Raw genomic sequence first — 15,432 nt, forward strand, 5'->3', positions numbered from 1 at the left:
AGGTGCCTATTTTCATTGCACGCGCGCAATCCTACATTCTGCTTCCCCTCACTGCAAACCCAAGGATTCGCCATGAAGCTCTACTTCGCCCCTTCCGCCTGCTCGCAGGCCGTCCACATCGCCCTGCGTGAAGCCGGCCTGACGCCGGAACTCGCGCAGGTCGACCTCACCACGCACCGTCTCGCGGACGGTTCGGACTACCACGCCATCAACCCACGCGGCTACGTGCCGCTGCTCGAGCTGGACGACGGCAGCCGCCATACCGAGGTCGCGGCCTTGCTGCAATACATCGGCGACCTCGTGCCCGCCAAGGGCCTGATGCCGCCGGTGGGTGCGCGCGCCCGCCTCGGCGTCAACGAATGGCTGACCTTCGTGTCCAGCGAGCTGCACAAGGTGTTCAGCCCCTGGCTCTGGCACAAGGACACTGCCGAGTCCACGCGCAAGGCCTGCAAGGACAAGATCGCGCTGCGTTTCGCGGAACTGGACGAGGTGCTGGGCCAGCGCGACTACATCGCGGGCGATCACTTCACCGTGGCGGACGCGTATGGGTTCACCATCGTGAGCTGGGCCCCCATGCTCGGGATGAGCCTGCAGCCCTACCCGCGCCTGCAGGCCTGGCTCGCGCGCATCGCCGCCCGGCCCGCCGTGCGCGCGGCGCTGGACGCCGAGCGCCCGGTGAAGTCATGAGCGCGGCGCCCGCGCTCACGCTGGTGAGCCATCACCTGTGCCCTTACGTGCAGCGCGCGGCCATCGTGCTGCAGGAAAAAGGCGTGGCGTTCGCACGGCGCTACGTGGACCTCGCGGACAAGCCAGAGTGGTTCCGCGCGGTGTCGCCGCTGGGCAAGACCCCGGTGCTGCTGGTGGAGGGCGATGCGCTCTTCGAATCCGCGGTGATCTGCGAGTACCTCGACGACGTGCTCGCGCCGCGGCTGCATCCGCAAGATGCCCTGGACCGCGCGAGGCATCGCGCCTGGATGGAGTTCGGCTCGAGCCTGCTCAACACGATAGGCGCGTTCTACAACGCGCCGGACGAACCCGCGCTGCTCGCGAAGCGCGAAGAGCTGCGGGCACGCTTTGCGCAACTGGAAGCGGTGTTGCCGGAGGCCGGGCCGTTTTTCAATGGCGAGCGCTTCTGCATCGTCGACGCGGTGTTCGGGCCGGTGTTCCGCTACTTCGACGTGTTCGAGCAGCTCGGGGAACCGCCGTTGTTCGAAGGCCTGCCCAAAGTGCGCGCCTGGCGTGCCGCGCTCGCGGCGCGGCCTTCGGTGCGCGAGGCCGTGGGCCGCGACTACGCGGACCGGCTCACGCGCTTCCTGGTCGAACGCGGATCGGCGCTGTCGCGGCGCATCGCAGGCCGGCTCGGCTGAGCCGCGCTGGGCGATACTCGCGCCCATGGCAGTCCCTCACATCGCGCCGGCGGCGTCGCTGCCGCCGGCCGACTTGCACGCCGCCTTCACGGCGGCTTTCGCCGATTACCTGATCGGGCCTTTCAAGCTGGCGTTGCCGGCGTGGCAAAGCTTCCTCGCTTCCCAAGGCGCAGACCTCGACGCATGCCGGGTCGCGCTGGTGGACGGGGGCATCGTGGCCTTCTCGCTGGTCGCGCCAAGGCCGGAACTGCGGAGCTGGCGCCTCGCCACCATGGGTGCGCTGCCCGCGGCGCGCGGCAGCGGCGCGGCGCGCGCCTTGCTCGACGATTTCCTCGACCGTGCACGGCAAGCCGGCATGCGCACGGCCGAACTCGAATGCTTCGCGCAGAACGAAAGGGCACTGCGCCTGTACCGCGGCCGCGGGTTCGAGTCCGTCGCCGAGTTGTTCGGCTACGTGCGCGAGCCGCAGGCCTTGCAGGACGGCATGCCGCTGGTGAGTGCCGCTGAAACCGTCGCACTCGAGGATGCGTACGCATGGCTCGCCGCCGCGAGCCGAGAGCGCGGCGACTTGCCGCTGCAGGTGACCGACGTGTCCTTGCGCGCGCGGACGACGCCCCTGCAAGCGTTGCGGATCGGCCGCGCGCAGATGGTCTGCACGACGACAGACGCGGGCGTTTCGATCAGCAGCCTGGTGGACATGGACGCATCGCAGGCCGATGCGCAGAAGCTGGTCGGGTCGCTGCTGCAGCACCATGCCGGACAGAAGATCGTCGTGCCGCAGCTCCAGCGGCACGACGTGGGCGGCGCGGCGCTGGAGCGTCTCGGCTTCGCGCGGCAGCCCCTGCACCAGGTGCTGATGCGAAGGCCGCTCTAGGCGGCCCGCTCAGGCGGCGAGCGGTTCGGCCCGGGGCTGCGCGAGCGCGTCGAGCGCGTGCTGCACGACGTCATGCGCGTCGACCGGGCGGAGCAGCCGGTTGACGACGAGGGCCCGCAGGCTGCGCCGCGTCATCGAATGCGGCCGGCCGCCGTGGCTCACGAACATGAAGAGCTGGCGCCTGGTGCTCACCCAGCTCAGGCGCGCGCGGTGCCAGCGCTGCTTGCTGAAGAGGTCGACCAGCGAGCCTTCCGCGATGGATTCGATGATCGCATCCGCCTGTGCGGGCGCGAGTGCCACGCCGGCCGCGCGCGTCACCGCGATCGGCGTGACCGAAGCACTCGCGGGCGCCGCCGTCGGCGAGGATGGTCTGCGCGCCGCGGGTTCGAGCTCGGCGTAGTCGCTCGGCAGCGTGTCCTCGAATCCGCATGCGCGCAACTCGGCCTCGCGCAGCCACATCTCTTCGCGGGCCTGCGGCTTTTGCGCGGGCGCGGGTCGCAGATCGTCGTCGACCGGTCCCGCGAGGTCGTCGCGCAGCGACAAGCCGCGTTGCTTGGCCCGCAGCTTCATCACCGGGCGGTGCAGGCGCTCGAGCGCCTTGAAGAAGGTCTCGGTTTCGGACGGCGGGTGCCCGAGCAGGTCCAGGCCTTCGCGCAGTTTGGAGAGCACGCGCGGCAAGGCCTCGAAGGCCCGGGCCGGGTCGCGCAACGTGAGCTCGCGCTTGACGCTCCACAGGAGGTCGGTCACGACGCCGGTATAGCCGCCGGGATCGATCTGCGTGCCGCCGCTGGCGATGCGCGCATGCGCGATCACCAGCGTCCAGGGGCCGAAGATGAAGTCCTGCACCACGGACGGCACGCCGTCCAGGTCGCTGCGCTGGCTCAGGTCCCAGGCGATCTGGTCGGCGGCCGCCTGGCGCTGTTCGGCGATCTCCACCTCCTGCACGAGCTGCCGGCGCTGGCTCTCCTCGGCTTCGTCCTGCCGCGCCCACTGCTTCGACAGGCGCGCGAGCTCGCTCTCGAACGGGTGCGCATCGTCCAGGGCCTCGACCTGGTTGAGCGCGTTGAAGCTGGCGGTGACTTCGGTCAAGAAGGCCTGGAATTCGCTGGAGAACTCGTCGTTGAACTTGAAGCTGCGCTGCGCCACGGCCTCGAGCAGTTGCCGTGCGGGGTTTTGCTGTTCCGCGAAAAAACGCGGCGAATGCATCGCCAGCCGCGCGAGCGACGGTTCGAGCGCGACGATGGATTCGCGCACCGGCGCGAGCAGGCGGGGGTCCTGCGCGACCTGCCCGATCAGCTGGTTGACGACGTCCAGTCCCATCACCTGCCCGAGCTGCTTCGCCTGCTTGCGCAGGCGGGTGCGCACGAGCGAGCGCTGGCGCGGCGCGGCGTACGCGCCCCAGACCTCGCGGTTCAGGGGGCTGTCGGTGCCGACTTCGCGCGCGGGGCGGTCGACCGCGGGCAGGTGCTGGTAGCGGCGGGCGGCGTCGGGATCTGGCGGCGCCTCGTCCCAGCGCGCTTCGAGTTCCGCGAGTTCCTGGTCGACCTGCTGGTAGTAGGTGGGCGCCAGCGGCTGCTGCGCATGGGGCGCCGCGCCGAAGAGAAAGTCGCGCAGGGCCGGCGCACCGATGGCGCGAGCGGCGAGTTCCACCCATCCCGAGATCACGCCCGGGGCGGGGGGCGCGGCTTGCAAGGGCGCGGGACGCGAAGGGGACAGCGGGGCGGGCCCGGTCACCACGCGATAGCCCGCCGCCCGCACGTTCGATGCCGCCAGCATCCTGCTGCAGGTCTTGTAGATCGCCTTCAGATCCGCCGCCAGCGGCTCCGCCATGAGGCGCAACCACAGCGCGGCAGGCGCCTCCGGCGTTTCGCCCACCACCTTGCGCAACGCCTGCGCGACGAGCGCGGGGCGCAGCGGATTGAGTTCGGGCTGGATGCCATCGAGCTGCAGCGCCGAGCTCATGTACGTGTCGAGTTCCGCGAGCGCCTGCTCGGTCGCGGAAGCGAGTTGCTGCGCGAGCCGCGACGCCTCGATGGATTGCAGCACCTCGTCCTCGTCGACCAGCGTCAGCGTGAGCGACGAGGGGCTGGCCATCGCAGTGGTGCGCGCTGTGCGGTTCGACAGGAGGGATTCGCGCAGGGCGGAGGGAAAGGCGCCGCACCAGGCGACCCGCAGGGCCGGCAAGGCGCGCGCCGCGGCGGCGGCTTCATGCCGGATAGCGGGGCCGCCCTTGCGCAACTCTTCATCGAGCAGCGCGCCGGCGTGGTCGATCGCGCGGGCGATCATCCTCGCCGATTGGGCGACGGCTTCATCGATACAGGGACGGACGATTGCAGGAAGCTCAGCCATAGGTATGGCAGGTTACTTCACAAGCATCAATTGCAACAACCTGCGCACGCGCCGCGAGCGTGGCGAAAGGAGCGAATTGATTCACTCCGTCACAAGATTTACCCCGGGCCGCAGTTCAGGCCGTCCCGGCCTTCACCTTCAATCGCCATGCATGCAGCAGCGGCTCGGTGTAGCCGCTCGGCTGCTCCAGCCCCTTGAAGACCAGGTCGCAAGCCGCCTTGTACGCAGCCGATGTGTCGAAGTGACCCGCCATGGGCTGGTAGGCCGGATCGCCCGCGTTCTGCCCGTCCACCACCGCGGCCATGCGCTCGAAGGTCGCACGCACCTGCTCGGGCGTGACGACGCGATGCAGCAGCCAGTTGGCGATGTGCTGGCTGGAGATGCGCAGCGTCGCGCGGTCTTCCATCAGGCCGACGTTGTGGATGTCGGGCACCTTGGAGCAGCCGACGCCCTGGTCGATCCAGCGCACCACGTAACCCAGGATGCCCTGCGCGTTGTTGTCGATCTCCTGCTGGCGCTCCGACTCCGTCCACTTCGCCTGCGCGACGACCGGCACCTGCAGCAGGCCCGCGAGCAGCGAGTCGTGTTCGCCGTCGGCGTCGATCTTCTCCATCTCCTTCTGCACCTCGGCGACGTTGACCTGGTGATAGTGCAACGCGTGCAGCGTGGCCGCGGTGGGCGAGGGCACCCACGCGGTGTTCGCGCCGGCCTTCGGATGCGCGCCCTTCTGCGCGAGCATCGCGGCCATCAGGTCGGGCATGGCCCACATGCCCTTGCCGATCTGCGCCTTGCCGCGCAGCCCGCAGGACAGGCCCACCAGCACGTTGTTCTTCTCGTAGGCCTGGATCCAGGCGCTGGTCTTCATGTCGCCCTTGCGGTACATGGGCCCCGCGAACATCGCGGTGTGCATCTCGTCGCCGGTGCGGTCGAGAAAGCCGGTGTTGATGAAGGCGACGCGCGCGCTGGCCGCTTCGATGCAGGCCTTGAGGTTCACGCTGGTGCGGCGCTCCTCGTCCATGATGCCGAGCTTCACCGTGTTGGCCGGCAGGCCGAGCATGGCTTCGACACGGCCGAAGAGCTCGGACGCGAACGCCACTTCCTTCGGACCGTGCATCTTGGGCTTGACGATGTAGACCGAGCCGGTGCGCGAATTGCGCACGCCGCCCGCGTCCTTGCGCTTCAGGTCGTGGATTGCGATCGCGGTCGTGACGACCGCATCGAGGATGCCTTCGGGGATTTCCTTGCCGCCGTCCCACAGCACCGCCGGGTTCGTCATCAGGTGGCCGACGTTGCGGATGAACATGAGCGAACGCCCGTGCAGCACGACTTCCCCGCCGTTCGGGCCCTTGTACCTGCGGTCCGGGTTCAGGCCGCGCGTGAAGGTCTTGCCGCCCTTGGTCACCTGCTCCGTCAGCGTGCCCTGGAGGATGCCGAGCCAGTTGCGGTAGGCGAGCACCTTGTCCTGCGCGTCCACCACGGCCACGGAATCCTCCAGGTCGAGGATGGTGGAGAGGGCGGCCTCGAGCACCACGTCGCTCACGCCCGCGCCATCGGTCTTGCCGATGGGCGTCGAGCGGTCGATCTGGATGTCGATGTGGATGCCGTTGTGCATGAGCAGGATCGACGTCGGCGCAGCGGCTTCGCCCTGGTAGCCGATGAACTGGAACGGGTCCTGCAGGCGCGTCGCGCCGGCGCTCTTCAGGCCGACGACCAGGTTGCCGCCCTGCACGGTGTAGCCCGTCGCGTCGGCGTGCGAGCCGGTCGCGAGCGGCGCGGACTCGTCGAGGAACTTGCGCGCGAAGGCGATCACTTTCGCGCCGCGCGCGGGGTTGTAGCCCGCGCCTTTTTCGGCGCCCTCGGTCTCGGGGATCGCGTCGGTGCCATACAGCGCGTCGTAGAGCGAGCCCCAGCGCGCGTTGGCGGCATTGAGCGCATAGCGCGCGTTCAGGATCGGCACCACGAGCTGCGGGCCGGCTTGCAGCGCGAGCTCGGCGTCGACGTTGGCCGTGGTCGCTTTCGCGCCCTTCGGTGCGGGCACGAGGTAGCCGATCTGCTCGAGGAACGCGCGGTAGGCGCCCATGTCGCGGATCGGGCCGGGGTTGGCCTTGTGCCAGGTGTCGAGCTCCGTCTGCAGGCGGTCGCGCTCGGCGAGCAGCGCGATGTTTCTGGGCGCGAGGTCACGCACCACGGCGTCGAACCCCTTCCAGAACGCGGCTGCGTTGACGCCGGTGCCGGGCAGCACTTCGTCTTCGATGAAGCGGTGCAGTTCGGTCGCGACTTGCAGCCCGTGGGCGGTGGTTCTGGCGGTGGTCATGGGTTCTCTCTCCTCAAAAAAATGCAAGGACGTCGCGCAGGCTCGTGCCGGTGCGCGTGGGCTGCGTGCCCAATTCCTCGAAAGGCAGTTGGTAGCGGTTGACCCAGAGCGTGCGAAATCCGAACCAGGTCGCGCCGAGCGCGTCCCAGCCGTTGCAGCTCACGAAGGCGATCTGCTTCGCGTCGAAGCCGGTGGCCTTCGGCCCGAGCGCGTAGGCGGCCGGGTGCGTCTTGTATTTGCGGATGCTGTCCACGCTGAGCACGTGGTCGAGCAGGCCGTCGAGCCCCGCGCTGCGCACGGCCACGCCCAGCATCTGCGGATCGCCGTTGCTCAGGATGCCGGTGACGACGCCCTTCGCCTTCAGCGCCGCGAGCACTTCCTTGTTTTCGGGAAAGGCCGAGAGGTGCCGGTACTGGTTCATCAGCCGCTCTTCATGGTCCTGGGACAGGTCCAGGGCGAGGCGCTTGCACGCGTAGCGAAGGCCGGCTCGCGTCAGGTCCCAGAACGGGCGGTAGTGTTCGCCATGGTTGCTCGTCGTGACGAGCCGCGTGTATTCGATCTGCTTGTCGCGCCAGAGCGTTGCGAGCGCGGCGCCGTGGCCCGGGAAGAGCTGTTCCGCGAGCAGGCCCACGCTGTACACGTCGAACAGCGTGCCGTAAGCGTCGAACAGGACAGCCTTGGGTTTTTCCACCCCACGACTGTATTAGGAACCTGGGCGAAGATTAAGAAGCGGAAAGGCGATGTATCCGTGACTTATTTGAGGGTAATGGCCGAGTTCACTTCATGTACGTGGCCACGAATCGCAGGATGTTCTCATACCAGGCCACCACGTTCTTGGGCTTGAGGACCCAGTGGTTCTCGTCCGGGAAGACCATGAGTTCGCTGTCCACGCCGTGGTACTGCAGCGCCTCGAAGAGCATCAGGCCCTCGCCGACCGGGCAGCGGTAGTCCTGCTCGCCGTGGATGACCAGCGCGGGGGTTTTCCACTTGGCGATGTGGCGCATCGGCGCATAGCGGTCGAAGGCGAGCGGGTCCTCGTACGGGTTCTCGCTGCCCATCGCGAAGTACCAGTAACCCGGGTGGTCGGTGACGCCGGTGAAGTTCGCCATGGTGACGATGCTCGCGTGGGTGACAAGGCAGCGGAAGCGCTGTGTCTGCGTGCCCAGCCAGTTGGTCATGTAGCCGCCGAAGCTGCCGCCCATCGCCATGATGCGCGAGGCGTCGACGTCCGGCCGCGCCTCGAGCGCATCCGTGACGGCCATGATGTCCTCGAAGCACTGCCCGCCCCACACATTGCCCCAGATGCCCTGGATGAAGTCCTGCCCGAAGCCCGTGGAGCCGCGCGGGTTCGGTTGCACCACCGTGTAGCCCTGCGCGACCGCGAGCAGCGGGTTCCAGCGCCAGTGCCACGCATCGCCGCTCATGCCGATCGGGCCGCCGTGAATCCACAGCAGGACGGGGCTCTTGCCGCCCCGTGCGGACTTGGGCCGCGTGATCCAGCTTTGCACGGCGGTGCCGTCGGTGGAGGTGGTGGTGATGCTTTCGATCTCCGCCCAGTCGCTCGCGGGCTTGAATCCCGACAGGCGCGCCAGCGGCGTCGTGGCGCTCCCGGGCTTGCCGTCGTGCACGTAGCACTCGGGCGCGTCGAGCGTGGTGGAGCGGATGCATGCGAAGCCGCCTTGCGGCAGCGCCACCACGTCGTTGTGGCCGCCGCCGTTCGCGCGCGGCGTGAGCGGGGTCACTTCACCGCTGGAGGCCCGCACCGAGAACACGGGCACGATGCCCTCGTCGTCCGCCGTCACCAGGAGGTCGCGGCCGTCGGCCGACCAGCCCCAGATGTGCGGCCAGCGGTCCCAGGTCTTCGCGACTTCGCGCGCATGGCCGGCGTCGTCGAACAGCGTGAGCGTGGGACGCACCACGTGCTCCCGGGTGCGCTTCTCGCGCACCGCGGCGATCGCGCGGCCGTCCGGCGCGAAGCGCGCGTTACCCGTGGAGACGGACCCGCCCTGTGGCAGCAGGCGATGCGTGCCCGCCTCGAGGTCGAACACCATGAGGTGGTGGTCGTCCATCCGGTCTTCACCCGGCACGCGCCACAGCGTGAGCGCGCGAAGCCCGTCCGCGGCGATGTCGAGCTCGGCTTCGATCGCGAGTTCGGTCGTTGCGTCGGGCGTGAGGTCCTTGCGTTGCCCGCCCTGCGCGTCGCACACGATCAGGTGCGTGTTGGCGCGGTCCGGGTTCTGGTGCAGCCAGTGGTCCCAGTGCCGCACGGGCTGCGTGCGGAAGTTGCGAGCGCTCGTGCCCTTCTTCGCGCGCTCGGAAGCGGTCTCGCGCTGCTTCTCGTGCGCGACGCCTGCGAGCACCGGCGCGAACAGCACCATGCGGTCCGCGCGCGCCGCGAAGCGGAAGCCTTCCACACCCAGCGGCTCGTCGGTGAGCTGGCGCGGCTCGCCGCCTTCGGCCGGCAGCAGCCACACCTGCATGCGCTTCTCGGCGTCTTCGTCCGGCTTTATCTCGTTGGGCTGGCGATTGGAGAGGAAGCCGAGCGCCCCGTCGTGCCGGAAACACGGCGCGGCGTCCTTCGTCTCGCCGCGCGTGAGCTGCACCGCCGCGGACCCGTCGGTGGGCACCTTCCACAGATCGGACAGGTACTTCACGCCATCGCGGTCCAGGCGTTGCACCGCCACGGCGAGCCAGCGCCCGTCGGGTGAAGCCGCGATGCCGCCGACGCGGCGCACCGCGATGTGGTCTGCGGGCGAGTAGGGGACGGATGTCATGGCGGGCTCCTCGATTGGCGCCGGGTTGCAAATGTGCGGACTAGAACTCGAACACGCGCTGCGCATTGGCGCTGCGGACCTTCTTCATCGATGCGTGCCCCAGCTGCGCCGTATTCGCGAACGCGCCCTTGGTGTCGTGCACCCAGTGCGGCCAATCCGTGCCGAACATGACGTGGTCGTCGCCGACGATCTCGATGAGGTACTTCAGCGAGCGCACGTCGTAGGTGATGCTGTCGTAGTAGATGTGGCGCAGGTAGTCCGTGGGCTTGCGTTTCATCTGGCGGCGCGACGCGAGTTCGACCTCGTCGCCCTTTTCGAAGCGGCCCACGAGGTAGGGCAGCGTGCCCCCGCCGTGCGACGCGATCACCTTCATGTTTGGGTACTGGTCGAAGAACCCCTCGAAGATCATCCGCGTGATCGCGAGCGTGGTGTCGAACATGAAGCCGACTGACCAGCTCAGGTCGAACTTGGTCATGTCCATCATGTCCACGCCGGGCGGGTCCGTGGGGTGCACGAGCACCGGCAGCGCGCGCTTGTCGATGGCCGCCCAGACCGGCGCGAACATCGGATCCGTCAGGCTCTTGCCCGCGACGTTGGCCAGCACCATCACGCCGACCGCGCCCTTCGCGCAGCTGCGCTCGAGTTCTTCCACCGCGCGCTGCGGATACTCCCAGGGCAGCGAAGCGAACCAGCGGATGCGGTCCGGGTAGCGGCCTTGCGCCTCCGCCACGTTGTCGTTCGCTTCGCGCGCGGCCTGGCAGCTCACCTCCTCGCCGCCCCAGTACACGTTGGGGCAGGTGAGCGAGACGACGGAGACGTCGATGCCCGCCTTGTCCATGTGCTCGATGCGCAGCTCCCAGTTGAAGTGGCCCTTTTGCGGCAGCACCACCGGCGTGTTGCCGCGGAAGATCTCCTGCTGGCCGTCGGGACGGGTCTGGATGTTGTACATGCCGCCTTTCTGCTTGAGCAGCTCGAGCCACTTCGTGGTGAACATGTGCGTGTGCACGTCGATGACGGTCATGGGTCTTGTCTCCTGGTAATGCTTTGGATGTGGCTAGGGGTGCACCCGGATGGTGCTGCCTGCGCGACCCCGATAAATTTAACCGCTAACCGAAGGACAGACCATGAAACGCCGCCAATTCTCCGCACTCGCCGCCGCCTCGTTCGCCGCGCCCCTCGCCATGGCGCAGGAGCGCACGATCAAGATCCTCGTGGGCTTTCCGCCCGGCGGTTCCGCCGACGTGATCGCGCGGCTGATGGCCGAGAAGATGCGCACCTCGCTGAACCAGAACGTGATCATCGACAACAAGCCCGGCGCGGGCGGCCGCGTGGCGCTGCAGGAGGTGAAGCGCTCCGCGCCCGACGGCCTGACCCTGATCCTCTCGCCCAGCGGCGCCCTGGTGATCCAGCCGTGGCTCTATTCGAACCTGGGCTACGACACGATCAAGGACTTCACGCCGATCGCGCTCGTGAGCACCTTCGATTTCGCGGTGACCGCCGGGCCGGGCGCTCCCGCCGGCGACCTGAAGGCGGTGCTGGCGTGGATGAAGGCCAATCCGGCCAAGGCGAACTACGCGACATCCGGCGCCGGCACGGTGCCGCACTTCGCGGGCCAGCTGCTCGGGCAGGCGGCCGGGGTGACGCTCACACACGTCGCCTACCGCGGCGGCGCGCCGGCGGCGCAGGACCTGATCGGCGGGCAGGTGCCGCTGATGGTGGACACCGCGTCGGAGACGATCGAACACCACAAGTCCGGCAAGGTGCGCATCCTCGCGGTCACGGGCGAGGCGCGCTCGAAAGCCCTGCCGGACGTGCCCACGCTCAAGGAGCAGGGGATCAACATGACGGCGGACGCGTTCTTCGGCCTGTATGGCCCGGCGGGCATGGGGAACGAGCAGGTGATGCGGATCGACCGTGCGGTGGCCGAGGCGCTCCGTTCGCCTGAGGTGCAGGAGAAGATCTATTCCTTCGGCCTCGTGCCCGCGCACGCGGGGCCGGCGGAGCTGGCATCGATCCAGGCGGCGCACCTGAAGCGCTGGGAGGCGCCGATCAAGGCATCGGGGTTCAAGGCTGAGTAACGGGGCCGCATCCGGTTCTTGAACGCAGAGGACGCAAAGGATTCGCAGAGAACACAGGGGAAAGTCAATCAGAATGCAGGGGGGAGGGGTCCAGCTTCCCTGTTCCGATCCAGAATTCCTTTGCGCCCTCTGCGAATCCTTTGCGTCCTCTGCGTTCAAAAATGTCTCCCACACCCCCACCCGACGTCCTCATCAGCGAGGTCGGCCCCCGCGACGGCCTGCAATCGGTCGCGCGCACCATGGCCACGGCCGACAAGATCCGCTGGCTCGACGCGTTGCACGCGGCCAGCCTGCGCGAAATCGAGGTCGGGTCTTTCGTCCCGGCCTCGCTCCTGCCGCAACTCGCCGACACCGCGGCGCTGGTGCGGCATGCGCTCACGCTGCCCGGCCTGACCGTGATGGCGCTCGTGCCGAACCTGCGCGGCGCGAAGGCCGCGATCGAGGCGGGCGTGCACAAACTCACCATCCCCGTGTCCGCGAGCGCGGCGCACTCGCTGGCCAACGTACGCAAGACGCGCGAGGACATGGTCGCCGAAGTGCGCAGCATCGTCGCGCTTCGCAACGACATCGCGCCGAACGTGAAGATCGAGGCGGGCCTGTCCACGGCGTTCGGCTGCACCATCCAGGGCGAGGTGCCGGAAGACGAAGTCGTGTGGCTCGCGACCCAGGTCGTCGAGGCCGGCGTGGACGAATCCGGCTTGTCCGACACGACGGGGATGGCGAACCCGGCGCAGGTGCGGCGGCTCTTCAACAAGGTGCGCGCCGCGATCGGCGACAAGACCGGCGCCGCCCACATGCACAACACGCGCGGGCTGGGCCTCGCGAATTGCCTTGCCGCCTACGACGTGGGCGTGCGCACCTTCGATGCCTCGCTCGGGGGCCTCGGCGGCTGCCCCTACGCGCCGGGCGCCTCGGGCAATGTCGTGACGGAGGACCTCGTCTTCATGTTCGAAGCGATGGGCGTGCGTACCGGTGTCGACATCGCCAAGCTGCTCGCCGCGCGCGAGCCGCTCAAGGCCGGCCTGCCCGGCGAGCCCGTGTACGGCATGACGCCCGAAGCCGGACTCCCCAAGGGTTTCGCGCAGGGAGCGGCGCATGACTGACCAGAACCGGCCTGAAAAACAACTGCCCTACGAAGGCATCCGCGTCGTCGAGTTCACCCACATGGTGATGGGGCCGACCTGCGGCATGGTGCTCGCGGACCTCGGCGCGGAAGTGATCAAGATCGAGCCGATCGCCGGCGACAACACCCGCAAGCTGCTCGGCTCGGGCTCGGGCTTCTATCCGCTTTTCAACCGCAACAAGAAGAGCATCGCGCTCGACCTGCAGTCGACCGAGGGACGGGAAGCGGCGTTGCGGCTGATCGCCACGGCCGACATCGTGAGCGAGAACTTCAAGCCCGCGACGATGAAGAAGCTGGGGCTCGACTACGCCAGCCTGTCGAAGCTCAACGAGCGCCTGATCTACGTGAGCCACAAGGGCTTCCTGCCCGGCCCCTACGACCACCGCACCGCGCTCGACGAGGTGGTGCAGATGATGGGCGGGCTCGCGTACATGACCGGCCGCCCGGGCGATCCGCTGCGCGCGGGCGCCAGCGTGAACGACATCATGGGCGGCATGTTCGGCGCCATCGGCGCGATGGCTGCGCTGGCGCAGCGCGAAAAGACCGGCCGCGGCCAGGAGGTGCAAAGCGCGCTCTTCGAGAACAACGTGTTCCTCGTCGCGCAGCACATGATGCAGTTCGCGGTGACCGGCCAGCCCGCGGCGCCGATGCCCGGGCGCATCTCGGCATGGGCCATCTACGACGTATTCACCGTGAAGGACGGCGAGCAGGTGTTCCTCGCCGTGGTGAGCGACACGCAGTGGGCGATCTTCTGCGACGCGTTCGGCTTCGGCGACCTGAAGGCCGACCCGCGCCTGGTCACCAACAACGACCGCGTCCGTGCGCGCGAATGGCTGGTCCCGATGCTGCGCTCCGCACTGGCCGACCACAACGCTGCGGAACTGAGCGCCGTGTTCGAGAAGCACGGGCTTCCCTTCGCGCCCATCACGCGGCCGCAGGACCTTTTCGACGATCCGCACCTCAACGCCACCGGCGGACTGGCGCCGCTCACCTTGCCCGACGGGCGCGAAACGCGCGTGCCCTTGCTGCCCCTGACGCTCGGCGGCGAACGGCCCGGCGTGCGCAGCGGCGCCCCGCGCCTCGGCCAGCACACGCGGGCCCTGCTGCTCGAGGCGGGTTACAGCAATGAGCAGATCGAGGCCCTGCTGGCGCGAAAAGCCGTCGCCGGGGACTGAATGGACAAGCTCAAGCAGCTGGAATCCTTCGTGTCCGTCGCGACCCGCGGCAGCCTGACGGCGGCCGCGAAGGCCGAGGGCGTCGCGCCCGCCATCATGGGCCGCCGACTGGACGCGCTGGAGGAGCGGCTGGGCGTGAAGCTGCTCGTGCGCACCACGCGGCGCATCACGCTCACGCATGAAGGCAGCGCCTTCCTGGAAGATTGCCAGCGGCTGCTCGCCGATCTTGCCAATGCGGAGGCGAGTGTCAGCGCCGGCGGGGTGAAGGCGAGCGGCCACCTGCGCATCACCGCACCCGCGGGCTTCGGGCGGCGGCATGTGGCGCCGCTCGTGCCGCAATTTCGCGCGCTGCACCAGGACGTCACGATCTCGCTGAACCTCAGCGACCGCGTGGTCGATCTCGCGGGCGAGGGCTTCGATTGCGCGGTGCGCGTCGGTGACCTGCCGGACTCCTCGCTCGTGAGCGTGCGCATGGCCGACAACCGGCGGCTGTGCGTGGCCACGCCGGGGTATCTCGAGGAACACGGCACGCCCAGGCATCCGAACGAGCTGGTGAAGCACGATTGCCTCACGCTCTCGAGCGACGCGTCGCAGACGCGCGGCTGGGCGTTTCGCGTGCCCACCGCGAGTGGCGACGAAGTGGTGTACCTGAAGCCCGGCGGCCCGCTCGATTGCTCGGACGGGCAGGTGCTGCACGACTGGTGCCTGGCGGGTTTCGGCATCGCGTGGCGCAGCACGTGGGAGGTGGAGTCGGAGATCGGCGCGGGCCGCCTCATCGAAGTGCTCGCCGAATTTGCCGCGCCGGCCAACGGCATCTACGCGGTGTTCCCGCAGCGCAAGCACCTGCCGCTGCGCGTGCGTCTGTGGATCGACTTCCTCAAACACCATTACAGCCAGGCGGCCTACTGGAACACACCATGACACTCGAAGCCCTGCTGGCCTACGCGCACCTGCTCGCGATCCTCACGCTGGTCGTGTTCATCTCCAGCGAGGCCGCGCTCTGCCGGCCCGAATGGATGAACGCCCAGGTGGTGGAGCGCTTGGGGCGCGTGGACATGATCTATGGCATCGCCGCGGGCGTCGTGCTGCTCACCGGGATCGCCCGTACGTACTGGGGCATGAAGGGCGTGGGCTGGTACTGGACCAACCCGCTGCTGCACCTGAAGCTCACGCTGTTCGTCGTGGTGGGGCTGGTGTCGATCAAGCCGACGATGATGTATTCGCGCTGGCGCAAAACGCTTCGCGCCACAGGCGACCTGCCGCCGGAAGCCGAAGTGCGCACCGCCCGCAAGTGGGTCATGGTGCAGGCGCACCTCATCGCGCTGATTCCGCTCGCGGCGGTGTTCCTCGCGCGCGGCTTCGGCGGCAAGTAGCGCGC

Annotated in this window: 13 protein-coding genes; 8 read left to right on the forward strand and 5 right to left on the reverse strand. The window is 68.6% G+C overall.

Features of this window, described 5'->3' with window-relative positions:
- The first annotated feature begins 72 nt into the window (after nt 1–72).
- Genes gstA through I5803_RS14540 form a run of 3 tightly spaced genes read left to right on the forward strand, consistent with a single transcriptional unit; the run spans nt 73 to nt 2,241 of the window.
- Nucleotides 73–687, forward strand: coding sequence for a glutathione transferase GstA (gene gstA / locus I5803_RS14530; RefSeq protein WP_196987055.1), 615 nt, complete (start codon nt 73–75; stop codon nt 685–687).
- On the forward strand, nt 684–1,367 hold the full coding sequence (locus I5803_RS14535) for a glutathione S-transferase family protein (protein ID WP_196987056.1): 684 nt from the start codon (nt 684–686) through the stop codon (nt 1,365–1,367). The genes gstA and I5803_RS14535 overlap by 4 nt, the downstream gene beginning before the upstream one ends.
- A gap of 25 nt (nt 1,368–1,392) precedes the next feature.
- A complete protein-coding gene (locus tag I5803_RS14540) occupies nt 1,393–2,241 on the forward strand; it encodes a GNAT family N-acetyltransferase (protein WP_196987057.1) in 849 nt (282 codons plus the stop codon).
- 9 nt (nt 2,242–2,250) lie between these two features.
- Here I5803_RS14540 and I5803_RS14545 read toward each other — a convergent pair whose 3' ends face one another.
- From I5803_RS14545 to I5803_RS14565, 5 genes are all read right to left on the reverse strand, one after another.
- A complete protein-coding gene (locus tag I5803_RS14545) occupies nt 2,251–4,590 on the reverse strand; it encodes a DUF1631 family protein (RefSeq protein ID WP_196987058.1) in 2,340 nt (779 codons plus the stop codon).
- Between the two features lie 115 nt (nt 4,591–4,705).
- Nucleotides 4,706–6,904 (reverse strand): malate synthase G, encoded by a 2,199-nt coding sequence (locus I5803_RS14550; RefSeq protein ID WP_196987059.1) that lies wholly within the window; start codon nt 6,902–6,904, stop codon nt 4,706–4,708.
- Nucleotides 6,905–6,917: 13 nt separating this feature from the next.
- On the reverse strand, nt 6,918–7,595 hold the full coding sequence (locus I5803_RS14555; protein WP_196987060.1) for a haloacid dehalogenase type II: 678 nt from the start codon (nt 7,593–7,595) through the stop codon (nt 6,918–6,920).
- Between the two features lie 85 nt (nt 7,596–7,680).
- On the reverse strand, nt 7,681–9,678 hold the full coding sequence (locus tag I5803_RS14560; RefSeq protein WP_196987061.1) for a S9 family peptidase: 1,998 nt from the start codon (nt 9,676–9,678) through the stop codon (nt 7,681–7,683).
- 40 nt (nt 9,679–9,718) lie between these two features.
- A complete protein-coding gene (locus tag I5803_RS14565; RefSeq protein WP_196987062.1) occupies nt 9,719–10,699 on the reverse strand; it encodes an amidohydrolase family protein in 981 nt (326 codons plus the stop codon).
- 103 nt (nt 10,700–10,802) lie between these two features.
- Between I5803_RS14565 and I5803_RS14570 the strand changes: the two genes are divergently transcribed.
- The 5 genes from I5803_RS14570 (at nt 10,803) to I5803_RS14590 (ending at nt 15,427) form a co-directional block, all read left to right on the forward strand.
- Nucleotides 10,803–11,756 (forward strand): Bug family tripartite tricarboxylate transporter substrate binding protein, encoded by a 954-nt coding sequence (locus tag I5803_RS14570; protein WP_196987063.1) that lies wholly within the window; start codon nt 10,803–10,805, stop codon nt 11,754–11,756.
- Between the two features lie 161 nt (nt 11,757–11,917).
- The gene (locus tag I5803_RS14575) at nt 11,918–12,859 is read left to right on the forward strand and encodes a hydroxymethylglutaryl-CoA lyase (protein WP_196987064.1); all 942 of its coding nucleotides are present in this window, start codon (nt 11,918–11,920) and stop codon (nt 12,857–12,859) included.
- The gene (locus tag I5803_RS14580; RefSeq protein WP_196987065.1) at nt 12,852–14,054 is read left to right on the forward strand and encodes a CaiB/BaiF CoA transferase family protein; all 1,203 of its coding nucleotides are present in this window, start codon (nt 12,852–12,854) and stop codon (nt 14,052–14,054) included. Before I5803_RS14575 ends, I5803_RS14580 begins: the two co-directional genes overlap by 8 nt.
- Complete coding sequence (locus I5803_RS14585) at nt 14,055–14,975, forward strand: LysR family transcriptional regulator (RefSeq protein ID WP_196987066.1); 921 nt, start codon at nt 14,055–14,057, stop codon at nt 14,973–14,975.
- Nucleotides 14,972–15,427: a DUF2214 family protein gene (locus I5803_RS14590; protein ID WP_196987067.1), complete on the forward strand. Its 456-nt coding sequence runs from the start codon at nt 14,972–14,974 to the stop codon at nt 15,425–15,427. Before I5803_RS14585 ends, I5803_RS14590 begins: the two co-directional genes overlap by 4 nt.
- The last annotated feature ends 5 nt before the right edge of the window (nt 15,428–15,432 follow it).

The organism is Caenimonas aquaedulcis, assembly GCF_015831345.1.
In the GTDB taxonomy this organism is placed as follows: domain Bacteria; phylum Pseudomonadota; class Gammaproteobacteria; order Burkholderiales; family Burkholderiaceae_C; genus Ramlibacter; species Ramlibacter aquaedulcis.

Bases quoted from the DNA above. Each gene is read 5' to 3' on its own strand.
- gstA (WP_196987055.1), top strand. From the start codon at position 73: ATGAAGCTCTACTTCGCCCCTTCCGCCTGCTCGCAGGCCGTCCACATC.
- I5803_RS14570 (WP_196987063.1), top strand. From the start codon at position 10,803: ATGAAACGCCGCCAATTCTCCGCACTCGCCGCCGCCTCGTTCGCCGCG.
- I5803_RS14585 (WP_196987066.1), top strand. From the start codon at position 14,055: ATGGACAAGCTCAAGCAGCTGGAATCCTTCGTGTCCGTCGCGACCCGC.
- I5803_RS14565 (WP_196987062.1), bottom strand. From the start codon at position 10,699: ATGACCGTCATCGACGTGCACACGCACATGTTCACCACGAAGTGGCTC.
- I5803_RS14550 (WP_196987059.1), bottom strand. From the start codon at position 6,904: ATGACCACCGCCAGAACCACCGCCCACGGGCTGCAAGTCGCGACCGAA.
- I5803_RS14560 (WP_196987061.1), bottom strand. From the start codon at position 9,678: ATGACATCCGTCCCCTACTCGCCCGCAGACCACATCGCGGTGCGCCGC.
- I5803_RS14580 (WP_196987065.1), top strand. From the start codon at position 12,852: ATGACTGACCAGAACCGGCCTGAAAAACAACTGCCCTACGAAGGCATC.
- I5803_RS14575 (WP_196987064.1), top strand. From the start codon at position 11,918: ATGTCTCCCACACCCCCACCCGACGTCCTCATCAGCGAGGTCGGCCCC.
- I5803_RS14545 (WP_196987058.1), bottom strand. From the start codon at position 4,590: ATGGCTGAGCTTCCTGCAATCGTCCGTCCCTGTATCGATGAAGCCGTC.
- I5803_RS14535 (WP_196987056.1), top strand. From the start codon at position 684: ATGAGCGCGGCGCCCGCGCTCACGCTGGTGAGCCATCACCTGTGCCCT.
- I5803_RS14590 (WP_196987067.1), top strand. From the start codon at position 14,972: ATGACACTCGAAGCCCTGCTGGCCTACGCGCACCTGCTCGCGATCCTC.
- I5803_RS14540 (WP_196987057.1), top strand. From the start codon at position 1,393: ATGGCAGTCCCTCACATCGCGCCGGCGGCGTCGCTGCCGCCGGCCGAC.